At 71.6% G+C, this 21680-nt stretch carries 21 protein-coding genes and 1 pseudogene; 8 read left to right on the top strand and 14 right to left on the bottom strand.

The genetic code is table 11. From position 1 onward, the window contains the following. Positions 1–11: 11 nt before the first annotated feature. The 3 genes from ACR9Y5_RS15655 to ACR9Y5_RS15645 form a co-directional block, all read right to left on the bottom strand. The gene (locus tag ACR9Y5_RS15655; protein WP_481298808.1) at positions 12–1976 is read right to left on the bottom strand and encodes a potassium transporter Kup; all 1965 of its coding nucleotides are present in this window, start codon (positions 1974–1976) and stop codon (positions 12–14) included. 65 nt (positions 1977–2041) lie between these two features. Continuing rightward, the gene (locus tag ACR9Y5_RS15650; RefSeq protein ID WP_310134090.1) at positions 2042–2245 is read right to left on the bottom strand and encodes a cold-shock protein; all 204 of its coding nucleotides are present in this window, start codon (positions 2243–2245) and stop codon (positions 2042–2044) included. Between the two features lie 14 nt (positions 2246–2259). Next, positions 2260–2502, bottom strand: a complete 243-nt coding sequence (locus ACR9Y5_RS15645) for a hypothetical protein (protein WP_481298807.1) — start codon at positions 2500–2502, stop codon at positions 2260–2262. 2 nt (positions 2503–2504) lie between these two features. Here ACR9Y5_RS15645 and ACR9Y5_RS15640 point away from each other — a divergent pair, with 2 nt between their 5' ends. From ACR9Y5_RS15640 to ACR9Y5_RS15630, 3 genes are all read left to right on the top strand, one after another. Further along, positions 2505–2717 (top strand): hypothetical protein, encoded by a 213-nt coding sequence (locus tag ACR9Y5_RS15640; protein WP_481298806.1) that lies wholly within the window; start codon positions 2505–2507, stop codon positions 2715–2717. Next, positions 2714–3493 (top strand): isocitrate lyase/PEP mutase family protein, encoded by a 780-nt coding sequence (locus tag ACR9Y5_RS15635; protein ID WP_481298805.1) that lies wholly within the window; start codon positions 2714–2716, stop codon positions 3491–3493. Before ACR9Y5_RS15640 ends, ACR9Y5_RS15635 begins: the two co-directional genes overlap by 4 nt. Before the next feature lie 160 nt (positions 3494–3653). Continuing rightward, complete coding sequence (locus ACR9Y5_RS15630) at positions 3654–5306, top strand: thiamine pyrophosphate-binding protein (protein ID WP_481298804.1); 1653 nt, start codon at positions 3654–3656, stop codon at positions 5304–5306. A gap of 96 nt (positions 5307–5402) precedes the next feature. Here the strand turns inward: ACR9Y5_RS15630 and araA are convergent, their stop codons facing one another. The 5 genes from araA to ACR9Y5_RS15605 all read right to left on the bottom strand — a co-directional run bounded on the left by araA (position 5403) and on the right by ACR9Y5_RS15605 (position 11106). Next, a complete protein-coding gene (araA, locus tag ACR9Y5_RS15625; RefSeq protein ID WP_481298803.1) occupies positions 5403–6920 on the bottom strand; it encodes an L-arabinose isomerase in 1518 nt (505 codons plus the stop codon). After that, entirely contained in the window at positions 6920–7621 is a 702-nt protein-coding gene (locus ACR9Y5_RS15620; RefSeq protein ID WP_481298802.1) for an L-ribulose-5-phosphate 4-epimerase, read from the bottom strand. Before ACR9Y5_RS15620 ends, araA begins: the two co-directional genes overlap by 1 nt. Continuing rightward, positions 7618–9258: a xylulokinase gene (locus ACR9Y5_RS15615; RefSeq protein WP_481298801.1), complete on the bottom strand. Its 1641-nt coding sequence runs from the start codon at positions 9256–9258 to the stop codon at positions 7618–7620. The genes ACR9Y5_RS15620 and ACR9Y5_RS15615 overlap by 4 nt, the downstream gene beginning before the upstream one ends. Before the next feature lie 96 nt (positions 9259–9354). After that, positions 9355–10353, bottom strand: coding sequence for a LacI family DNA-binding transcriptional regulator (locus ACR9Y5_RS15610; RefSeq protein ID WP_481298800.1), 999 nt, complete (start codon positions 10351–10353; stop codon positions 9355–9357). Positions 10354–10404: 51 nt separating this feature from the next. Further along, positions 10405–11106 carry a hemerythrin domain-containing protein gene (locus tag ACR9Y5_RS15605; protein ID WP_481298799.1) on the bottom strand — a complete coding sequence of 234 codons (702 nt, stop codon included), beginning with the start codon at positions 11104–11106 and terminating at the stop codon, positions 10405–10407. A 167-nt stretch (positions 11107–11273) separates the two neighbouring features. On the opposite strand from ACR9Y5_RS15605, the gene ACR9Y5_RS15600 reads away from it, so the two are divergent. Both ACR9Y5_RS15600 and ykgO read left to right on the top strand, forming a co-directional pair. Continuing rightward, the gene (locus ACR9Y5_RS15600) at positions 11274–12125 is read left to right on the top strand and encodes a trypsin-like serine protease (protein ID WP_481298798.1); all 852 of its coding nucleotides are present in this window, start codon (positions 11274–11276) and stop codon (positions 12123–12125) included. A 68-nt stretch (positions 12126–12193) separates the two neighbouring features. Beyond that, positions 12194–12316: a type B 50S ribosomal protein L36 gene (ykgO, locus tag ACR9Y5_RS15595; RefSeq protein WP_310134129.1), complete on the top strand. Its 123-nt coding sequence runs from the start codon at positions 12194–12196 to the stop codon at positions 12314–12316. A gap of 333 nt (positions 12317–12649) precedes the next feature. On the opposite strand, the gene ACR9Y5_RS15590 is transcribed toward ykgO, so the two are convergent. Together ACR9Y5_RS15590 and ACR9Y5_RS15585 are read right to left on the bottom strand one after the other, a co-directional pair. Continuing rightward, positions 12650–13582 carry an aldose 1-epimerase family protein gene (locus ACR9Y5_RS15590; protein WP_481298797.1) on the bottom strand — a complete coding sequence of 311 codons (933 nt, stop codon included), beginning with the start codon at positions 13580–13582 and terminating at the stop codon, positions 12650–12652. 231 nt (positions 13583–13813) lie between these two features. Next, positions 13814–15277: a PucR family transcriptional regulator gene (locus tag ACR9Y5_RS15585; RefSeq protein WP_481298796.1), complete on the bottom strand. Its 1464-nt coding sequence runs from the start codon at positions 15275–15277 to the stop codon at positions 13814–13816. A 121-nt stretch (positions 15278–15398) separates the two neighbouring features. Between ACR9Y5_RS15585 and gabT the strand changes: the two genes are divergently transcribed. Next, the gene (gabT, locus tag ACR9Y5_RS15580; protein WP_481298795.1) at positions 15399–16760 is read left to right on the top strand and encodes a 4-aminobutyrate--2-oxoglutarate transaminase; all 1362 of its coding nucleotides are present in this window, start codon (positions 15399–15401) and stop codon (positions 16758–16760) included. Next, the gene (locus ACR9Y5_RS15575) at positions 16757–18241 is read left to right on the top strand and encodes an NAD-dependent succinate-semialdehyde dehydrogenase (RefSeq protein WP_481298794.1); all 1485 of its coding nucleotides are present in this window, start codon (positions 16757–16759) and stop codon (positions 18239–18241) included. Before gabT ends, ACR9Y5_RS15575 begins: the two co-directional genes overlap by 4 nt. Before the next feature lie 34 nt (positions 18242–18275). On the opposite strand, the gene ACR9Y5_RS15570 is transcribed toward ACR9Y5_RS15575, so the two are convergent. Then, complete coding sequence (locus tag ACR9Y5_RS15570) at positions 18276–18500, bottom strand: three-helix bundle dimerization domain-containing protein (RefSeq protein WP_481298793.1); 225 nt, start codon at positions 18498–18500, stop codon at positions 18276–18278. Positions 18501–18558: 58 nt separating this feature from the next. Here ACR9Y5_RS15570 and ACR9Y5_RS15565 point away from each other — a divergent pair, with 58 nt between their 5' ends. After that, on the top strand, positions 18559–19251 hold the full coding sequence (locus tag ACR9Y5_RS15565) for a PhzF family phenazine biosynthesis protein (RefSeq protein ID WP_481298792.1): 693 nt from the start codon (positions 18559–18561) through the stop codon (positions 19249–19251). 76 nt (positions 19252–19327) lie between these two features. Here ACR9Y5_RS15565 and ACR9Y5_RS15560 read toward each other — a convergent pair. The 3 genes and pseudogenes from ACR9Y5_RS15560 to ACR9Y5_RS15550 form a co-directional block, all read right to left on the bottom strand. Next, a pseudogene (locus ACR9Y5_RS15560) lies at positions 19328–20820 on the bottom strand (catalase). Positions 20821–20860: 40 nt separating this feature from the next. Next, positions 20861–21301: a Fur family transcriptional regulator gene (locus tag ACR9Y5_RS15555; RefSeq protein ID WP_481298791.1), complete on the bottom strand. Its 441-nt coding sequence runs from the start codon at positions 21299–21301 to the stop codon at positions 20861–20863. Positions 21302–21331: 30 nt separating this feature from the next. Further along, a complete protein-coding gene (locus ACR9Y5_RS15550; RefSeq protein WP_481298790.1) occupies positions 21332–21526 on the bottom strand; it encodes a hypothetical protein in 195 nt (64 codons plus the stop codon). Between the last annotated feature and the right edge of the window lie 154 nt (positions 21527–21680).

Below are 21680 nucleotides of genomic sequence, written 5' to 3'. Positions count from 1 at the left end.
CGCCGCCGAGGTCAGATCTCGACGTCGCTGCCCATCGTGACCGTGCGGAGGGCGGGCAGGCCGAAGCGCGCGGCCGGGTCGGCGGCGTTGTGCGCCAGGGCGACGAACAGCGACCGGCGCCAGGGCACCATGCTGTTGGTGCGCGTGGTGCGGATCGCGCCGCGCGAGATGAAGTAGGACGCCTGCTTGAAGTTGGCCGCGTCCAGGGGCAGGGCGCCCGCTCGGCAGGCGGCGCGGAGGGCGCGGGGGATGTCGGGCTTGTCCGAGAAGCCGAAGCGGATGCTGAGGTGCTCGATGCCGTCGTCGGCGTAGCCGAGGTCGTCGTAGAGGAAAGCGTCCGCCGGCGGGACGTGGGGCACCTGCGCCGTCGAGATCGAGACGATGATGACGTGCTCGTGGAGGATGTGGTTGTGCTTCACGTTCGCGCGGAGCGCGAGCGGGGTGGTGTCCTTGTTGGGGTGCGGGAAGATCGCGATGCCCGGGACGCGGGGGAGGTTCTGCTTCCTCACCTCCTCGATGAACTCGGCGAGCGACCCCTCCTTGCGCTTCCGGTCCTGCTGCACCAACTGGCGCCCGCGGCGCCACGTCGTCATCACGAGGATGACGGCGGCGGCGATCAGCAGCGGCACCCAGCCGCCGTTGATGATCTTGGAGAGGTTGCCGGCGAGGAAGGCCAGCTCGAGGCCGCCGAAAGCGACCGCGGCGAGGATGATCTTCCACGGAGCCCAGTTCCACAGCGGCCGGGCGACGAGCAGCAGCAGCGCGGTGTCGACGACGAGCGCGCCGGTGACGGAGATGCCGTACGCCGTCGAGAGCCGGTCGGAGGAGCCGAACGCCAGCATGATCGCGATGACGCCGATGAACAGCAGGGTGTTGATCGCCGGGAGGTAGATCTGACCGCCCTCGCGCTTGGACGTCTGCCGGATCGTGAGCGGCGGGAGCAGTCCCAGCTGCACCGCCTGACGCGTGAGCGAGAAGGCGCCGGAGATGACGGCCTGGCTGGCGATGACCGTCGCGGCGGTCGCGAGCACGACCACGGGGAGGCGCCCCCACTCCGGGATGAGGAGGAAGAAGGGATTGGCGCGGGCGGCCGGATCGTGCAGGATGAGCGCCGCCTGGCCGAGGTAGTTGATCGTCAGCGCCGGGAAGACCAGGAAGAACCAGGCGCGACGGATGGGGGAGCGACCGAAGTGCCCCATGTCGGCGTAGAGCGCCTCGGCGCCGGTGATCACCAGCACCACCGCGCCGAGCGCGATGAACGAGATCGTCGGGTGCGCCACGATGAAGGCGATGGCATACGTCGGCGAAAGCCCGAGCAGCACGGCGGGGTACTGGACCACCATGGCGAGCCCGGCGGCGGCCAGCACGGCGAACCACAGCACCATGACGGGGCCGAAGAGCACCCCGACGCGTCCGGTGCCGTAGCGCTGCACCAGGAAGAGCGCGATGAGGATGACCGCGGCGATCGGGATCACCATGTGCGAGATCGCCGGAACGGTGACGTGAAGACCTTCGACCGCGGAGAGCACGCTGATCGCGGGAGTGATGATGGAGTCGCCGTAGAACAGGGCGACGCCGACGATGCCGACGACGAGCAGGATGCCGGCCTTCTTCGCCTTGCCGGCATAGAGCCGCTGCGCCAGCGCGGCCAGGGCCATGACGCCGCCCTCGCCGTCGTTGTCCGCGCGCATCAGGATGCCGAGGTACTTAATCGACACGATGATCGTGATGCTCCAGAACATCAACGAGATCACGCCGAAGACGTCGTCCTGCACGGGACGCACAGCGCCTCCGTCGAGGAGGAACACGGTCTTGAGTGCGTACAGCGGACTGGTGCCGATGTCGCCGAAGACCACGCCCAGCGCGGCCAGGGCGGCGCCGAAGACGACCTTCTGCCCGCGGCCGGTCCCATGACCGGTCCCGTGGCCACCGCCCTCGGCGGCGGCCTTTCTCGGACCTACACGCACATCACCCACGTGCGTCACCGTACCCCGGAGACGCGACGGGCGCGGGCCCGGCGTAGAGCCGGGCACCGGGGCCGTCAGAGCGGGCGGATGTTGGCGGCCTGCGGACCTTTCGGTCCCTGGGCCAGGTCGTACTCGACCTTCTGGTTCTCTTCGAGGTTGCGGAAGCCCTGAGCGGCGATCTCGCTGTAGTGAGCGAAGACGTCGGCGCTGCCGTCATCCGGGGCGATGAAGCCGTACCCCTTCTCCGAGTTGAACCATTTGACGGTGCCTTGTGCCATCGTTCTTCTTCCTTTCACGCCCGATGCAGAAGCTCTTTCAGGCGCCGGACGCTCTCATCGTACACGCGCGCACCCCGCGCGCGCCTTCCATGTCGAACCGGGTCATCCCGGTGTTCGGCGAGCGACTGCCCGCTGCGGCGGATCGCTGCGCGCCACGGATGCCTGGGGTGCGCGAACTCGGCGCGCCAGGTGCCCTCACTCATGGATGCTCTCCAGTCGGCGACGTTCGGAATCGGAATGGTCACCGGCGCGATCATCGGTGGCCGATCATCGGCTGCTGAACAACGGCATGTCGATCCTCGGCATCGACAGCGACTACCAGCTGCTGATCGAAGGCCTCGTGCTGCTCGCCGCGGTGGCGTCCGACGTGTACAACAAGCCCCGCTCGGTCGGGGCCCGATCCTCCGCGCCGGCCGGGGCTGCCTCCACGCGCCGACCGGCGCTACCCTTCCGATGGAAGGGACCGCCATGACGTTCCACGACCTGCACCACGGCGACGCACCGCTGCTGCTCCCCAACGCGTGGGACATCGGCTCGGCCCTCGGCTTCGCCGCCGCCGGCTTCCCGGCGATCGGCACGACGAGCTTCGGCGTGAACGCGGCGGCCGGGCATCCCGATGCCGAGGGGGCGAGCCGGGAGGCGACGGTCGCGCTGGTCCGGCGCCTCGCCGTCCTGCCGGTCTTTGTGACGGCGGACATCGAGGACGGCTTCAGCGACGACCCCGCCGAGGTCGCCGACCTGGTGGCCGGGCTGGGCGTCGCCGGCGTGAACCTCGAGGACTCGCGGGAGGGACGGCTGGTCGACCCGGCCATCCCCGCAGCGAAGATCGCCGCCATCAAAGCTGCGGCTCCGGAGGTGTTCGTCAACGCCCGCATCGACTCCTACTGGTTCCACCAAGACGACACGGTCGACGCGGTCCTCGCGCGCGCGGCGGTCTACGCCGACGCCGGAGCGGACGGCGTCTTCGTACCCGGCGCCGCCGACGCCGCGACGATCGAGCAGCTGGCGGCGGCCATCCCGCTGCCGCTCAACGTGCTGGTCGTGCCGGGGATGACCGTGGCGGAGCTGGGACGGCTCGGCGTGCGCCGGGTCAGCACGGGCTCGCTGCCGTACCGGGTCGCCGTCGACGCGGCGGTGGAGGTGGCGGTCGCTGCACGCGACGGACGGCCGATGCCGTCGGCGACGTCGTACGCCGATTCGCAGGAGCGGCTGCTCGAGTTCGCCCGCCTCGAGCGGGGCGCCCGCTGACGGCGGCGCTACCCGGGGCCCCTCGCCGCCGATAAAGTGGATGCTGTCCGGCGGTGTCGATCGCCGGTGCTCGAAAAATGGGCACGAAGCCGCCCGCGGGGCCGCGACGGCGAGACACATACGGAATCGTTCAGCTCCGTTCGTCTCGAAAGGCTTCGCCATGCCCTCCGTCTCCGCTCACGTCGCCGCGACCCTCGCCCGCCACATCGACCACGTCTTCGGGGTGATGGGCAACGGCAACGCGCACTTCCTCGACGCGCTGGAGCGTCAGCGCGGCGGCGAGTACTGCGCCATGCGGCACGAAGCCGGAGCAGTGGTCGCCGCCGATGCGTACTTCCGCGCGTCCGGCCGGCTCGCCGCCGCCACGGCCACCTACGGCGCCGGCTTCACCAACACGCTCACGGCGCTCGCGGAGGCCGTGCAGGCGCACATCCCGCTCATCCTGGTCGTCGGCGACGAGCCGACCTCCGGACCGCGGCCCTGGGACGTCGACCAGATCGCACTGGCTGCCGCCGTCGGCGCGCGGACGTACACGGTGGGGCGGGCGGACGCGGCGGCCACCACGGCCATCGCCGTCGAGCACGCGCTGACCTATCGGGTGCCGACGGTGATCGCGATCCCGTACGACGTCGCGACCCGCGATGCCGGGCCGGTCCCGGAGGCGCCCGAGCCGGTGGTCCCCGCCCCGCAGGCGCCGGTCGACCCGTTCTCCCGCGCCGGGATCGAGGCGGCCGCCGACGCGCTCGCCGCCGCAGAGCGTCCGCTTCTCCTCGCCGGCCGTGGCGCGTGGATCTCCGGCGCCGGCCGGGCCCTCGGAGCGCTCGCCGACGCGACCGGCGCGCTCACCGCATCCACCGCCCTGGGCCGCGGCGTCTTCCCGGACGACCGCTACGACCTCGGCGTCACCGGCGGCTTCGGTGCCGAAGGTGCCATGGAGCTGATCCGCTCGGCCGACGTCGCCGTGGTGTTCGGCGCGTCCCTCAACCAGTTCACGATGCGGTTCGGCGAGCTGTTCGCACCGGGCACGCGGATCATCCAGGTCGATACCCGGCCGGCGGCGACGCACCCCCACGTCGGCTCCTACCTGCGCGGCGACGCGCGCCTGGTGGCGGAGGCCATGGTGGAGCGCCTGACGGAGACCGCCGCGTCGCCGTCCGGCTGGCGCGAGTCGGTCGATCCGGCCGCGCACCGAGCGCACCCGCGCGGCGACGGGCTCGCCGCCGACGGCCGGCTCGACCCCCGCACCGCCGCCGCCCGGATCGGGGAGCTGTTGCCCGAGGACCGCGTGGTCGTCTCCGACGGCGGGCACTTCATCGGGTGGGCCAACATGTACTGGGCGGTCGCCTCGCCCGACCGGATGATCATGGTCGGCACGGCGTACCAGTCGATCGGCCTCGGCTGGCCGAGCGTTCCCGGGGCCGCGCTCGCGCATCCCGAATCGACGGTCGTGCTGACCACCGGTGACGGCGGCGGCCTGATGGCGCTCGCCGACCTCGAGTCGGCGGTCCGCGTCGCACGAGGGCGCGGGATGGCTGTCGTGTGGAACGACGCCGCCTACGGCGCCGAGGTCAACCTGTACGGCCTGAAGGGCTTGGCGCAGGGGCCGATGCGCATCCCGGAGGTCGACTTCGCGGCGCTGGGCCGGGCGGTCGGCGCGGAGGGCGTCGTCATCCGCACCCCCGAGGACCTCGACGTGCTCGCCGACTGGACCGCGCGGCCGGCCGACGAGCGCCCGTTCCTGGTCCTCGACCTGCGCATCTCGGGCGAAGTCATTGCCCCGTACCAGCACGAGATCATCCGCGTGAACTCCTGACCCCCACCGTCGAGTACACGAATAGTGCACGGGAAACGCCGTGGCGGCGTGCAGTTTTCGTGTAGTCGACGGTGGGGGATGCGCGCGGAGCGCGGGTCAGAGGCCGCGGGCGAGGCGGTAGAAGGCGGCGTTCCAGGCGAGTTCGCGCTGGAAGTCGCGCAGCGTGGTCGTCTCGTCGATGATCAGGAGCTCGGTGCGCGCCATGCGGGCGAAGTCCGCGAACGCTTCCACGCCGACCGCCGTGCTCATCACCGTGTGATGCGCGGCGCCGGCCTCGAGCCACGCCGTCGCCGACGTGGTGAAGTCGGGGGCCGGCTTCCACACCGCGCGACCCACGGGCAGCTTCGGCAGCGGAGCGGTCGGCTCGACCACCTCGACCACGTTGGCCACCAGACGGAACCGGTCGCGCATGTCGGAGAGCGCGACGACGACCGCGGGCCCCGCATCCGCCGTGAAGACGAGCCGCACGGGGTCGTCCTTGCCGCCGATGCCGAGCGGGTGCACCTCCAGGCTCGGGCGGGCGCTGGTCAGCGACGGCGCGACCTCCAGCATGTGAGCGCCGAGGATGCGCTCGTCGCCCGGGGTGAGGTCGTACGTGTAGTCCTCCATGAGGGATGCGCCGCCGGGCAGGCCTGCGCCCATCACGTTCGCAGCCCGCACCAGCACGGCGGTCTTCCAGTCGCCCTCTGCGCCGAAGCCGTAGCCCTCGGCCATCAGCCGCTGAACGGCCAGACCAGGCAGCTGCTTCAGTGCGCCGAGGTCTTCGAAGCTGGTGGTGAAGGCGCCGAAGCCGCCCTCCTCGAGGAACGACCGCAGGCCCAGCTCGATCGCGGCGCCGTCGCGCAGCGACTGGTGCCGCTCGCCGCCCCGGCGGAGCTCCGGGACGACGTCGTAGCGGTCCTCGTACTCGGCGACCAGCGCATCCACCTCGGAGCCGGAGGCAGCGGCGACGGCCTCGGCCAGCTCGTTGACGCCCCAGGTGTTCACCTGCACGCCGAAGACCAGTTCGGCCTCCGTCTTGTCGCCCTCTGTGACGGCGACGAAGCGCATGTTGTCGCCGAAGCGCGCGAGCTTCAGCGAGTGGGTGGCCGCCCAGCCCGCCGCTGCGCGCATCCACGTGCCGATGCGGGCCGTGACGGCAGGGTCGCTGACGTGGCCGACGACGGTCGTGCGCGGCACGCTCAGCCGGGTCTGGATGTAGCCGAACTCGCGGTCGCCGTGCGCGGCCTGGTTGAGGTTCATGAAGTCGAAGTCGATCTCGCCCCACGGCAGCTCGACGTTCGCCTGCGTGTGGAAGTGGAGCAGCGGCTTCTGCAGCGCATCGAGACCCGAGATCCACATCTTGGCGGGGCTGAAGGTGTGCATCCACGCGACCAGGCCGATCACGGCGTCGTCCGCGTTGGCCTCCAGCATGATCCGGCGGATGGCGTCGGAGTCGGTGAGCACCGGCTTCCACACGACGCGCACCGGCACGTCGGACGCGGAGCCCAGCTGGTCGGCGATCGCGCGCGACTGCTCGGCGACCTGCGCGAGGGTCTCAGGCCCGTACAGGTGCTGGCTTCCCGTGAGGAACCAGACCTCGAACTGGTCGAGGGAGGTGGTGAGCTTCGGCATCAGGCGGATCCTTCCGGGGACTGTCCGTAGACGTTCTGGTAGCGGTCGAAGAGGCGGTCGATCGCCTCCGCGGGGATGGGGACGAGGGGGCCGCCCTGCTTGGCGATGTGGACGGTGCGCGCGACGTCCTCCGCCATCACGGCGGCCTTCACGGCGTCGCGGGCGTCGCGGCCGATCGTGAACACTCCGTGGTTCTGCATCAGGACGGCACGGCTGCGGTGACCCGTCAGGGTCGCGACGATGCCGCGGCCGATCGAGTCGTCGCCGATGATCGCGAACGGGCCGACGGGGATATCGCCGCCGAACTCGTCCGCCATCGCGGTGATGACGCACGGGATGGACTCGGCGCGCGCAGCCCACGCGGTCGCGTAGGTGGAGTGGGTGTGCACGACGCCGCCGACCTCCGGCATCTCGCGGTACACGTAGGCGTGCGCCGCGGTGTCGGAGGACGGGGAACGGTCGCTGCCGAGGGAGCCGGGAACGACCTCCCCGTCGAGCGTGCAGAGGATCATGTTCGCGGGCGTCAGGTCGTCGTAGTCGACGCCGCTCGGCTTGATGACGAAGAGGTCCTCGCCCGGCACGCGCTCGGAGACGTTGCCGCCGGTCCACACGACCAGGCCGTAGCGGACCAGTTCCGAGTGCAGGGCGGCGACCCGTTCGCGGACCGCGCGGACGGTGGGGGTCTCGAGGTCGGTGGTCATGCGGTGGCTCCTTCCACGGGCAGGGCGTCGACGGCGGCGCGCTCGATGGCGAGCCCGGCCTGGTAGCGGTCCAGGAAACGGGCGAAGCCGGCGACGTCGTCGGGGTGGGGGGTGGTGGTCTCGGCGACGGACCCGCCGAACACTAGGGTGCGGAGGTACGTGTCGAGGTCGGCCGGGGCGCCGCCGTTTCCGGCGCCCGCCGCGGCCGCGCGGTACGCGGCGAGGACTGCGATGCCCCAGGCGCCGCCCTCCGAAGCCGTCTCCGCCACGGAGACCGGAGCGTCGATCGCCCCCGCGAGGAACCGCTGGGCGACGCCCGCGGTGCGGAACATGCCTCCGTGGGCATACATCCGGTCGAGGGTCACCCCCTCGTCGGAGAGGACGCGCATCCCGAGCGCCAGGGTGCCGAAGACGCTGTAGAGCTGGGCGCGGACGAAGTCTGCGAGGGTCAGCCGGCTGTCCGGGGTCCGGACGACCAGCGGGCGTCCCTCGGGGAGGTCCGCGATCGGCTCGCCGGCCAGGTGGTTGTACGCCACGAGACCGCCCGCGTCCGGGGCGCCGGACAGGGCTTCGCGGAACAGCGTCTCGTACACCGCGTCGGTCGAGAGCGGTGTACCGGCCGCCTCCGCGAACCGGCCGAACATCCCGGCCCACGCCGCGAGCTCGCTCGCGCCGTTGTTGCAGTGCACCATGGCGACGAGGTCGCCGACCGGGGTGGTCACGAGGTCGAGCTCGTGGTGGACGGCGGAGAGCGGTCGCTCCAGCACGACCATCGCGAAGATGCTCGTGCCCGCCGAGACGTTCCCGGTGCGCGGTGCGACGGAGGAGGTGGCGACCATACCGGTGCCCGCGTCGCCCTCCGGCGGGCAGAACGGGACGCCCGGCTGCAGTTTCCCGCTCGGGTCGAGCAGCGCGGCACCTTCCGCGGTGAGCGCGCCGGCGTCGTCGCCCGCGACGAGCACCTCGGGGAGCAGCGATGGGAGGTCGATGCCGCGGGCCGAGTCGAGCTCCGCGTAGCGGCGCAGCAGTGCGGCGTCGTAGGTGCGGGTCGCCGGATCGATCGGGAACATGCCCGACGCGTCCCCGACGCCCAGCACGGCGCGGCCGGTCAGCTTCCAGTGCACGTAACCGGCCAGCGTGGTGAAGAACGCGAGGTCCGGGATGTGCGGCTCGGCGTCGATCACGGCCTGGTGCAGGTGCGCGATGGACCAGCGCAGCGGGATGTTGAGGCCGAAGGCCGCGGTGAGCTCGGCCGCCGCGGGTCCGGTGCTGGTGTTGCGCCACGTGCGGAAGGGGACGAGCAGCTCGCCGTCGGCGTCGAAGGGCAGGTAGCCGTGCATCATCGCCGAGATCCCGATCGCACCGAACGTCGCCGGGGCGACGCCGTGGCGCGCTTCGGCGTCGGCGATCAGGCGCGCGTACGCCTCCTGCAGCCCGGACCACACCGACTCCAGGGAGTAGGTCCAGCGGCGGTCGACGTACTCGTTCTCCCACTCGTGCGTGCCGACAGCGAGCACGACGGACGGGTCGTCCGCATCCACCAGGCAGGCCTTGATGCGCGTCGATCCGAACTCGACGCCGAGGGCGGTGCGTCCCGACGCGATGGTGTCGCGGGCGCTGGTTTCCGGCGCGGTCATACTGCTCCTCACGTCTTTGTGACCGGTCACATCACACCGTCGAGCATACGTCGACCCGCCCGGCCCCTGCAACCCGCGGGCCCCCGGATGGTCGGCTCAGGCGGACGCGCGGGGCACGAGCACCGGGGCGACCGGCTCGGCGAAGTCGAGCGACGCGCCCTCGATCTCGGCGATCAGCCGGGCGACGCAGCGGCGGCCCAGCTCGGCGAAGTCCTGCCGCACCGTGGTGAGCGGCGGGATGAGGAACGCCGCCTCCGGAATGTCGTCGAACCCCACGATCGCGAGGTCGTCCGGCACCGACCGGCCCGCCGCGTGCGCCGCGAAGAGCGCGCCGAGCGCCATCTGGTCGTTCGACGAGAAGACGGCGGTGATGCCCGGATCGGCCAGCAGTTCCGCCCCGATCGCCGCCCCGGACGCGGCCGTCCAGTCACCCTCCCGGGAGACGACCGGGTCCGCCCCGGCCGCCGCCATCTCGTCCAGGAAGCCCTCGCGGCGCGCCTGCGCCTCCGACCAGTCGGCCGGACCGGCGAGATGCGCGATGCGCACGTGCCCGCGGTCGAGCAGGTACCGGGTGGCCAGCCGGGCTCCGCGCACCTGGTCGACGAAGACGCCGTGGTCGCCGGACGTGCCCGCGCCGTGCAGGGTGATGGACGGCACGTGCAGCGAGACCGCGTCCATCGCATCCTGGATGCGCTGCTGCGGCGCCACGACCACGATGCCCTCCACGGCCTGCGCGCTCAGCTGCTCGAGGGCCGCTTCGACGGCGGCCGTGTCGAGGGACGCGGCGTGCGCGACGGTCACGAAGTACCCGGCGTCGCGGGCCGCCCGCTCGATGGCGTCGATGCTGGACGCGGGACCGAACAGGGAGGAGGGCGAAGCGACCAGGACGCCGATGGTGGTGGACCGCGAGGTGGTGAGCATCCGGGCGGCGCGGTTCGGGCGGAAGTTGAGCTCGGCCATCGCCGCGAGCACCCGGTCGCGCGTCTCCGGGCGGATGCTGGGGTGGTCGTTGAGCACCCGCGAGACGGTCTGGCGGGACACCCCGGCGGCCGCAGCCACCTCGCGCACGCCCGGTGCGCGCCCCGTCTCCTCCACATCCACACTGTAGGGGATGCGGCCGGGGCGGCCCGGCTGCGGCGGGCGCGGTCAGGCGGTCGGTCGTCCCTCCAGCGTGGCGCGGTATCGGGCGTAGCGGGGCTTGCCGCTCCAGCGCCAGACGAGGGCGACGGGTCCGGGCATGTTCTTCTTGAGCCACGCGTCGCCGCCGTCGGGCTGGGCGTCGAGGATGCCGCCGAGCATGTTCCAGGTCTGTCCCTTGGGCGTCGAGCTGCGGCCGTGCTTGGCGAACCAGTCCACCTCGTCCTTCGTGAGCACGTGCTCCATCAGCGGCACGATGGTGCCCTCCTCGTCGGGCAGGTGAACGGTGAGCGCCGCCTGGATGCCGTCCAGCGCGGCGAGCACGGGGTCGGCGGTCGCCGCCGACGGTGCGGCACGCCACGCCGGCACCGCGGCATCGAGGGCGTTCAGCTGCACGAGCATCGCGGAGTGCTGCTCGCGCATCCGCTCGACGTGCACGGCACAGGACGGGGCGCGCTCGTCGAGAGCGGGCCACAGCTTGGCGTCCTCGCCCTCGTGGTGCGCGTGGAGGGACGAGGAGATCAGGCCGAGGTGCCCGGCGACCGCCCCGGCGTGGGCGGTGTCGCCGTCCCGGACACCGCGGACCAGCGACGGCGCTTCGTCGAACGAGTGGCGGAACAGGCGGTGGATCTCGATCATCCCGCTCGCGTCGCACGTCCGCGGTCCGTCGAGCGGGGAGGCTCCGGAGGAGGGGAGAGGGGTCGCTGACATGGCGGAAGGGTACTGCGCGGGGCCGCCCGCGGGGAGCCTCCTCTTCACGTGCGGTCGGGGCCCAGCGAACACCGGCCGTGCATTCCGGCATCCGGGCCCTAGGCCCCCGTCCGGGGGATGGGCATACTCGGAGGATCGAAACCGCTTCGAGATCCAAAGGGGGATCCATGCGTAAGAGAATCCTGGCCGCCGCTATCGCGCTGGCCGCATTCGCCGGGCTGGCCGTCGGCACACCCGCTGTCGCCAGCACCGGTGGGACGGCCGACGGCAACAAGCATCCCGATGTCGGCCTGATCCTGTTCTACGACGCCGACGGGCGTTTCCGGTGCTCGGCGACGCTGGTGTCGCCGACGGTCGTGCTCACCGCTGCGCACTGCACCTCCGGGACCCTGGGCAAGACGCTCGTCACGTTCGACTCGGTGATCGCCGAGCAGCCGCCCGCGCCGTTCCCGGCCGCCGCCGACCCCAGCGCCGGATACACCGCCGCCGAGATCGCCGCCGCCGGCTATCTCTCCGGGACCGCCTACACCCATCCCGACTATTCGGACTTCACGGATACGGCCAATTGGAACGATGTCGGCGTGATCGTGCTCGATCACCCTGTGGCGTCGTTCGGGGACGGCTACCCGCAGATCGCACCGGTCGGCACGCTGGACGCCATCACGAAGAGCGACCTGTCGAAGACGCTGTTCACGGCGGTCGGATACGGCACCGAGGTCCGCAAACCGGAGTCCGGGCCGCAGAAGCCGCAGCCGATGAGCTACCCGCTCATCCGCCGCTACGTCGACATGCCCGGTCAGAAGCTGACGCCGCAGATCCTGCAGACCAACGGCAATCCGAACGACACGAGAGGAACCGGTGGGACCTGCTTCGGCGACTCGGGCGGCCCGGTGTTCCTCGGCGACCAGCTGGTCGCCGTGACAAGCTACGGGTACACGGACAACTGCCGCTACCTCGGTGGCTACCAGCGTGTCGACATCCCGGTCGTCGACGCATGGCTGGCGACCTTCGGGCTCTGAATCCCTCGCGGGAACAAATGGCGGCCCCTGTTGTTATCGAGAATAGGTTTCAATAAGGGAGGTCCGTCATGAAGGTACGCAACTCGTTGAGCTCGCTCAAGACGATGCCCGGCGCTCAGGTGGTGCGCCGCCGGGGCCGGACGTTCGTCATCAACAAGAAGAACCCGCGGATGAAGGCCCGCCAGGGCTGATCGGCTCGCGGGGCGAAGGGCGAAGGGCGCAGGGTCGCGGATCCTGCGCCCTTCGTCGTGTCCGGGCGCTGCGCAGGATGGACGCTCGCAGCACCCGAGCGCCGCAACGACGTGCTGTCGACCGCGGCGGGAGGTCCTCGACACGGCGTACACGACGCCGGATGGCGGACGGCCCGTAGCATCGGCATGCGCGCGGCCCGTCGTGGAGGGCCGCGCGCATCGTCTTTTCACCGCACCCGAGCTGGGAGGGTCGGGCGGCACTGTTCCGCCCGCTAGAAACGTCCCCGCCCGATCGGATCAGAGAGGCTGCACCGATCAGAGAGGCTGCACCGATCAGAGAGGCTGCACCGCGCGGATCGTCCAGGACGCCGTGGCCGACTCGCCGGGCTCCAGCACGATCAGGTCGGTGCCGGAGTTGTAGGCGTCCGGCGGGCACGTCATCGGCTCGACGGCGAGGCCGAGACGGTCGAGCTCGGGCACCGGCTGGTCGGCGGTGTGGATCTGCACCCACGGGCAGTCGTCGCCCCAGGTGAGCTCGACGCCGGTGCCCTCCGGGGCGGTCAGCCGGACGGTCGCGAGCCCGTCGGCGGAGCGTGCCAGCCCGGTGAAGGCGTGGTCGATGAAGGTGCCGCCGATCGGACGCGCCGTCCGGAAGTCCCACACGCCGCCCTCCGCCGTCGCGACGTCTTCCAGCCCGATGGGGATGAGGCGGTCGTCGGTGACGGTGAGCACCTCGTCGGCGGGCAGCGTCAGCGTCCACGTGTCGACGCGGCCGTCGCCGGCCACCAGGTAGGGGTGCGGTCCCGTGCCCCACGGCGCCCGCGACGGGCCGGTGTTGGTGCCCGTCACCGTGGTGTGCAGCCCCTCCTCGTCGAGCTCGAAGGCGACGCTGACGTCGACGCGGTGCGGGTATCCGGCCTGGGCCTGGATGGTCGCGGCGAATACGACCGAGCTGGCCGACCGGTCCACGGCGTCGAAGTCGAGCCAGGCGGCGAGGCCGTGCAGGGCGTGACCGCGATTCGGTTCGGTGAGCGCGAGCTGCCGCTCCTCGCCGTCGAAGGTGTAGCGGCCGTCCACGACGCGGTTCGGCCATGGCGCCAGGGTCGCGCCGCGGAAGGCGGGGCGCACTTCGTCCGCGTCGAACGGGACCACCAGGGGGCGGCCGCCGAACTCCAGCGTGCGCAGCGACGCACCGACCGACGCGATCGTCGCGTGGTAGTCGCCCGCCGCGAGGCCGAAGTGGATACCGGAGATGGGTGTGCTCATCCGCCTATTCTCTCCAACCTGTCGACCCACCGTCGAGTACCCCATCCCGTCCACCCCCCCGTCCACCCCTCCCACCCGCCGTCGAGTACACGAATAGTGCACGGTTTCGCTGGGCAGAGCGTGCACTATTCGTGTACTCGAGAGTGGGCGGGGGCGGACGAGCAGGGAGGGAGCGGGCGGACGAGCAGGGACGGAGCGGGCGGGGGAGCGGAGCGGCAGGGACGGGACGGCTCAGGCGGAGGCGCGCAGCGCCGCGTAGAGGTCGGCCCGCGCCGCGAACGAGGACAGGTCGCGGCCGAGCAGGCGCTCCGCCTCGGCGACGCGTGCGCGCAGCGTGTGACGGTGCATACCCAGCCGGCGCGCGGCCACGTCGTAGACGCCGTCGGCGTCGAGCCAGGTCCGCAGCACGTCCGGGAGGGACGGGTCGGCGGCCGCGAGCGGCCGCAGCGACGTCTCGGCGACGGCGCGCGCGTCAGGCGTGTGCAGCAGGGCGAGCATCCCGGCGCCGGCCACGTCGTCGAAGGCGGCGACCGGATCGTCCGCCGTCGCCCTGTTCCGGGCGGTCCGTGCCTGCGCGACCGCGGCGGGGAGTGCGTCCAGACTCGTTCCGGAGGACACGCCTCCGCGCAGGTCGAAGCGCACGGCCAGCGTGGTGGCGGCCTCCACGGCCGTGCTCTCGTCGCCGATCAGCACCAGGTCGTGCGCGTCGCGGGCGAAGAAGCCGTCCGCATTCGACTCCAGCCAGTCGGCTGCGGCTGCCAGCGCCGGACCCTGCATCATCGTGACCCGCACCGGCGCCTCCGGCAGTGGACCGAGCACCGGTTCGGCGATGGATGCTGCGACCGCGGCATCCCCGGCGACCAGCGCCCGCCACACGGCGGTCCGCAGCCGCGCCCGTGCGGCGTCGGCGGCGCGGGACTGCTCGAGGGCTAGTCCCGCGAGGGCGACGACCCCGGTGACGACCTGCTGCGCGGCGGCATCGAGCCCCTCGGAGCCGACCGCGAGCACACCGCGCAGCCGGCCGGCCGCGCCCAGAGTCTGCACGGCGAACGGCCCGGCGTCCGTGCCGACGGTGCCCGCGGCGCGGCGCCCACTGCGCAGCAGAGGCTCGGCCGCCTCCGACAGCGCTCGCCGCGCCCGCGCATCCAGCGCCCCCGCGGGGAAGCTCCGGCTCACGGCGCCGTCCGGGCCGACGAGCGCGACCGGGCGCTCGATCTGGCGGGACAGCTCGGAGAGCACGGCGCCCAGTGCGTCGGGGCGGAGGGCGGCGAGCGAGATGGCCCGGGATGCGCGGAGCGCCCAGGTGCTGCGCGCATACGCGTCCGCGGCGACCCTGTCGGCGACGAAGCGCGCCACGGCGATGAACGGGGTGCGGTAGGGCACCTCGAAGAGCGGGAGGCCGTGCCGTTCGCAGGCTTCGACCAGCGCGGCCGGGGTGCCGTCGCGCACCACCTCCGTGCCGAAGCCGAGGGCGGCGATGCCGTGCGCGACCAGCCGTGCCACGTAGGGGTCGGCGTCCTCCTGCGGCTGCGTCACCAGGAGCACCTGCCCGGGCGCCAGGAACGGCGTCGGGTCCGGGAGGTCGGAGCTGTGCGCCCATGCCAGCGGCGCATCCGGATCGCCGACCGTGGGAGCGGTGAGGAGCCGGAGGCCGAGCTCGGGTCGCGCGAGGAGCTGCGTCAGGGTCGCGGGCATGAGTCTCCATCTGCCGGGGCGCCGCTCCACCGGCCGAATGCGCCAGGGTGTCTAACGGCGGTGAAGCGATTGTACGTCGCGTCCAGGCGCCGGGCGGCGTCCGCTTCCTACGATTCGGGACATGACCATCCTCGACACCGCCACTGACATCACCGTCGGCGGACCCTCGCTCCCGCAGGAGCGCCGGCTCGTCACCCCGATCCCCGGTCCCGAGTCGCGCAAGCGCGCCGAGCGCAAGGCCCAGGCCGTCGCCGCCGGCGTCGGCGCGACCATCCCCGTCTACACCGTCGCCGCCGGCGGGGGTGTGCAGGTGGATGTGGACGGCAACTCCCTGATCGACTTCGGCTCCGGCATCGCCGTCACGGGCGTGGGCAATGCCGCCCCGCGCATCGTCGACGCCGTCACCGCCCAGGTCGCCGCGTTCACGCACACCTGCTTCACCGTCGCGCCCTACGACTCCTACGTCGACGTGGCGGAGGCGCTCAACCGCCTCACCCCCGGCGACTTCGCCAAGCGCAGCGCCCTGTTCAACTCCGGCGCCGAGGCCGTGGAGAACGCGGTCAAGATCGCGCGCCACTACACCGGCAAGCAGGCCGTCGTCGCGTTCGACCACGCCTATCACGGCCGCACGAACCTCACGATGGGCCTGACCGCCAAGAACCAGCCGTACAAGAACGGCTTCGGGCCCTTCGCGCCCGAGATCTACCGCGCCCCGCTGAGCTACCCCCTGCGCGACGGCGGCCTGAGCGGCGCCGAGGCGGCGAAGCGCGCGATCACCATGATCGAGAAGCAGATCGGCGCCGCCAACCTGGCCGCCCTGATCATCGAGCCGATCCAGGGCGAGGGCGGCTTCATCGTTCCCGCCGACGGCTTCCTCCCCGCGCTCCAGCAGTGGGCGAACGCCAACGGCGTCGTCTTCATCGCGGACGAGGTGCAGACCGGCTTCGCACGCACCGGCACCATGTTCGCCTCGGAGCAGTTCGGCATCGTCCCCGACCTGATCGTCACGGCGAAGGGCATCGCCGGCGGACTGCCGCTCTCGGCGGTCACCGGCCGTGCCGAGATCATGGACGCGCCGCAGGTCGGCGGCCTCGGCGGCACCTACGGCGGCAACCCGCTCGCCTGCGTCGCCGCGCTCGCCGCGATCGAGACGTACGAGTCCGACGACCTGGCGGCTCGCGCCCGCGAGATCGGCGACATCCTGTTCGAGAAGCTCGGCGCCCTCCGCGACGCCGACCCGCGTGTCGCCGAGGTGCGCGGCCGCGGCGCGATGGTCGCGATCGAGCTCGTCGACCCGGCGACGGGTGAGCCGGATGCGGCGCTCACCGCCCGCGTCGCCGCAGCTTCCCACGCCGCCGGCATCGTACTTCTCACCTGCGGCACCTACGGGAACGTGATCCGCTTCCTCCCGCCGCTCAGCATCCCGGACCACCTCCTGATCGAGGGGCTGGACGTCGTCGCGGAGGCGGTGGCGGGCGCATGACCATCGTCGACACCGTGACCGAGCTCTCCGCCCGCGAGACCGACCTGCTCGACCGCGTGCCGGACGGGCTGTTCATCGGGGGACACTGGGAGGCCGGCACCCGCGAGCCCATCGAAGTGCAGGACCCGGCGACCGGCCGCGTCATCAAGCGCATCGCGAACGCGACGCCGGAGGACGGCATGCGCGCTCTCGACGCAGCCGTCGCCGCCGCGGACGCCTGGGCCGCGACCCCGCCGCGGGTGCGCGGCGAGATCCTGCGCCGCGCCTTCGACCTCCTGCAGGAGCGGCGCGACGACTTCGCGTTGCTCATGACCGTGGAGATGGGCAAGCCGCTCGCCGAGGCGAACGGCGAGGTCACCTACGGCGGCGAGTTCCTGCGCTGGTTCTCGGAGGAGGCGGTGCGCATCTCCGGCCGCTTCGGCCAGAACCCCGAGGGCACCGGCACCATGGTCGTCACGCAGCGCCCCGTGGGTCCGTGCTTCCTCATCACGCCGTGGAACTTCCCGCTCGCGATGGCGACGCGGAAGATCGCCCCGGCGCTCGCCGCGGGCTGCACCGTCGTGGTGAAGCCGGCCGAGCTCACGCCGCTGACGACGCTGTTCTTCGCCCAGCTGCTGGCCGACGCCGGCGTCCCCGCCGGGGTCGTCAACGTGGTGCCGACCAGCACGGCACGGGATGTGTCCAGCCCGATCATCGCCGACCCGCGTCTCCGCAAGCTGTCGTTCACCGGCTCGACCCCGGTCGGCCGCTCGCTGCTCGCGCAGGCCGGGCAGAACGTGCTGCGCACTTCGATGGAGCTCGGCGGCAACGCCCCCTTCGTCGTGTTCGACGACGCGGACCTGGACAAGGCGGTCGAGGGAGCGATGCTCGCCAAGTTCCGCAACATCGGGCAGGCGTGCACGGCCGCGAACCGGTTCATCGTGCACGAGTCGGTCGCCGACGAGTTCGCGCGCCGGGTGACCGAGCGGGTGCAGGCCCTGCGGATCGGGCGCGGCACCGAGGACGGCGTGACGATCGGCCCGCTCATCGACGACCGCGCGGTCGCTTCGATGGCGGCACTGGTCGAGGATGCGGTCGGCCGCGGCGCGCGCGTCCTCACCGGCGGCAACGCCCCGGAGGGCGACGGCTACTTCTTCGAGCCGACCGTGCTCGTGGATGTGCAGCCCGGCAGCGACATCCTCCGCGAGGAGATCTTCGGCCCGATCCTCGCGATCACCACCTTCGCGACCGAGGACGAGGCGGTCGCCGCCGCGAACGACACGGAGTACGGCCTGATCGGCTACGCCTTCACGCAGGACCTGGCCCGCGGCCAGCGGATGATCGACCGCATCGACACCGGAATGATGGGCCTGAACACCGGCCTCGTCTCCAACGCGGCGGCGCCGTTCGGCGGCGTCAAGCAGTCCGGGCTGGGGCGTGAGGGCGGCCTGGAGGGCATCCAGGAGTACCTGAGCACCAAGTACACCCTGATCCCGGCCTGACCGGGACTGCACGCAGGAGCGCGCCGACGGACGATCAGCCGGCGCGCTCCTCCGCGTTCAGCTCCTGCTTCACGTCGTGCTCGATCAGCACCGGCACGAAGTCTCGCACCGGGGCTCCGTCGAACTCCTCGTGGTGCTTCTCCACCAGCTCCTCGATGTGCTCGCGCGGCACCTCGGGGAAGCGGTCGGCGAGACGCTCCGCGGCGTGCTCGACGGCGAGGTCCTCGTCGTTCCCGTTCTGGCGGTCGTCGATGGTCATGGCGCGATTATGCACCTGCCGGGTTAACGAAGCCGAGGGCTTCTGCCAGGCTGAAGCCATGGATGAGACCATCGAAGTAGTCGTCGTTCGCGTGTTCACGAACGAGAGCGGCCGGAACGGCAACGAGCTCGGCATCATCACGAGCTCAGGGGCCACCGCGACGCGCGAGCAGGACATCGCCAACGCACTCGGCTTCAGCGAGACCGTGTTCGTGGACGGGGTGGACGAGGGCGCCCGCGCCGCGACGATCCGCATCTTCACCCCGGCCAGGGAGCTGCCGTTCGCGGGGCACCCGAGCGTCGGGACGGCGTGGTGGCTGTCCGACCGACACACGCCGGTCGACGTGCTCCGCGAAGCCGCCGGCGACGTCGAGGTCGTCGTGGACGACGACACGGCCTGGGTCACTGCGCGCGCCGAGTGGGCGCCGACCTTCGAATGGCTCGAGCTGGAGTCACCCGAGGATGTGGATGCGCTGGACCCGTTCGCGTTCACGTCGGGCCAGCACTACGCCTACGCCTGGATCGACGAGCAGGCGGGCAGCCTCCGCTCCCGGATGTTCGCGCCCGAGATGGGCATCATCGAGGACGAGGCGACCGGCGCCGCCGCGATCGCGCTCACCGCGCGCCTCGGGCGGCCGCTCAGCATCCTCCAGGGCGAGGGATCGCAGCTCGCCACCGAGCCGCTCGGCGACGGGCGCATCCGCGTCGGCGGCACCACGGTGTACGACCGCACCATCGAGGCGACGCTCTAGGCGGCCTCACCCACGACGCGCGACAGGCCGCCCTCCGGGAGAAGGGCGGCCTGTCGTGTCGTCAGCGGGTTGCGGGCTACTCGCCGACGCCCACGTACTCGGCGGCCTCGTCGGGAGTCTCGAAGCCCGACTCGAGGCGGTCGCGGAGCGCACGGCCGAGCGACGCATCCACGTTCGTCCAGTACTGGATGGCGCGCTCGCGGATGTCCTCTCGGGTCACGCCGCCCACGGCTCCGGCGATGGTGTCGAGGAAGCGCGCCTTGGCCGCGTCGTCGTACACCTCGCGGTAGAGCGTTCCGGCCTGACCGAAGTCGTCGTCCTCGGCGTGCAGGGTCGCAGCGGACCGCACGAGGGCGCCGTCCGACTCCCACGAGCCCTCGCCCGCGCGCTCCGGCTGGGCGGACGGGCCGCCGAACGAGTTCGGGGCGTAGACCGGCGCGTCGGCGGGCTTGAAGCCGTGGCGGCCCGCGCCATCCTGCGAGTAGTCATTGACCGGCGCGACCGGGCGGTTGACCGGCAGCTCGTTGTAGTTCGTGCCGACGCGGTAGCGCTGGGCGTCCGGGTAGGAGAACACGCGCGCCATGAGCATCTTGTCCGGGCTGATGTCGATGCCCGGAACCGTGTTGGCGGGGGAGAACGCGGCCTGTTCGATCTCCGCGAAGAAGTTCTGCGGGTTCTCGTTCAGGGTGTGGATGCCGACCTCGATCAGCGGGTAGTCGCTGTGCGGCCACACCTTGGTGAGGTCGAACGGGTTGAAGCGGTACGTCTTCGCGTCCTCGTACGGCATGACCTGCACCGAGACCCGCCACGCCGGGTAGTCGCCGCGCTGGATCGCCTCGTAGAGGTCGCGACGGTAGTGGTCCGCGTCCGCTCCGGCCAGCTGCTCGGCCTCGACACCGGTGATCTCCTCGTTGCCCTGCAGCGAGTGGAAGTGGTACTTGACCCAGAAGCGCTCACCGGCCGCGTTGATCCACTGGTAGGTGTGCGAGCCGTAACCCGGCATGGTCCGCCACGAGCGGGGGAGACCGCGATCGCCCATCAGATACGTGACCTGGTGGGCCGACTCGGGGGAGAGGGTCCAGAAGTCCCACTGCATGTCCGCGTCGCGCAGGCCGGAGCCCGGCAGGCGCTTCTGCGAGTGGATGAAGTCGGGGAACTTGATGCCGTCGCGGATGAAGAAGACGGGGGTGTTGTTGCCGACGATGTCGTAGTTGCCCTCGGTCGTGTAGAACTTCACCGAGAAGCCCCGCACGTCGCGCCAGGTGTCGGGCGATCCCTGCTCGCCGGCGACCGACGAGAAGCGCTGGAGGGTGCGGGTGCTGGTCCCGGGCTGGAAGACAGCGGCCTTCGTGTAGGCGCTGACATCTCCCGTGACGACGAACTCGCCGAACGCACCGCCGCCCTTCGCGTGCACGATGCGCTCCGGGATCCGCTCGCGGTTGAACTGGGCGAGCTTCTCGACGAGGTAGCGGTCGTGCAGCGCGGTGGCGCCGTCCCGCCCCGCCGTCAGCGAGTGCGCGTCGCTGGCGACCGGCGCTCCGGTCTAGTGGTGGTGTAGTCGTCCGACATTCTTCTCCTCGGTGTCGATGAGCGCCCGGCGTGCGGATGCTCAGTGGTGCGGAGCGCGGTCGGTGCGCTCCTGGCAGGACGGGCAGAGCCCCCAGAAGGTGACCTCGGCCATGTCGATGGCGAAGCCGCCCGCGTCCGACGGGTGCAGGCAGGGCGCGTGACCGACGACGCAGTCGACGTCGGAGACGGCGCCGCAGGACGTGCACACCGCGTGGTGGTGGTTGTCCCCCGTGCGCCGCTCGTACCGCGCCGGCGACCCGGCGGGCTCGATGCGCCGGACGAGGCCGGTGCGATGCAGATCGCCCAGGACGTTGTGCACGTTCTGGATGGACGTGCCCGGAAGCAGGGGCTGCAGCGCACGGAACACCGACTCGGCATCCGCATGGGGCAGCCCGTCGAGAGCTTCGAGCACGGCCACACGGCCTCTCGTCACCTTGAGGCCGGCGGCCCGCAATGCGCCCTCCGGCTCTCCCGTCTCCATGTTTCGACCCTAGCCGGATGTTTTGAATAACTAAAAATACGACGAGCGCCGGGCGTGGCGTCCGGCGGAATCGGCCGCGCCGCCCCGCGGGACCGTCTGCTCCGCCGCCAGAGTGACAGGGCCGACGGCATTGCGGATGGTCTGAAGCGCCTCTAGCTCGCTCGGCGCTTCGACCGCCACGACCATCCGTCGCCGATCCGCGGTCCGGATCACCGTGAGTTCCATGTCTCCCCTTCCGCGGACACCCGATGGGGCCCGACGCTAGACGCGGCGGTCCGCCCCGTCATGGATGTAGACGAGACTGTCCGCCCCTTATGACGCGATTCCGGCGCAATCGCGCGTCACGTTCCCTTGCCGACCCTCGTCTTGCTCACTGAGA

Source organism: Leifsonia sp. KNZ13-11D (genome assembly GCF_056754895.1).
Note: the sequence above shows the minus strand (reverse complement) of the source record. Positions and strands in the feature narration are given on the sequence as shown.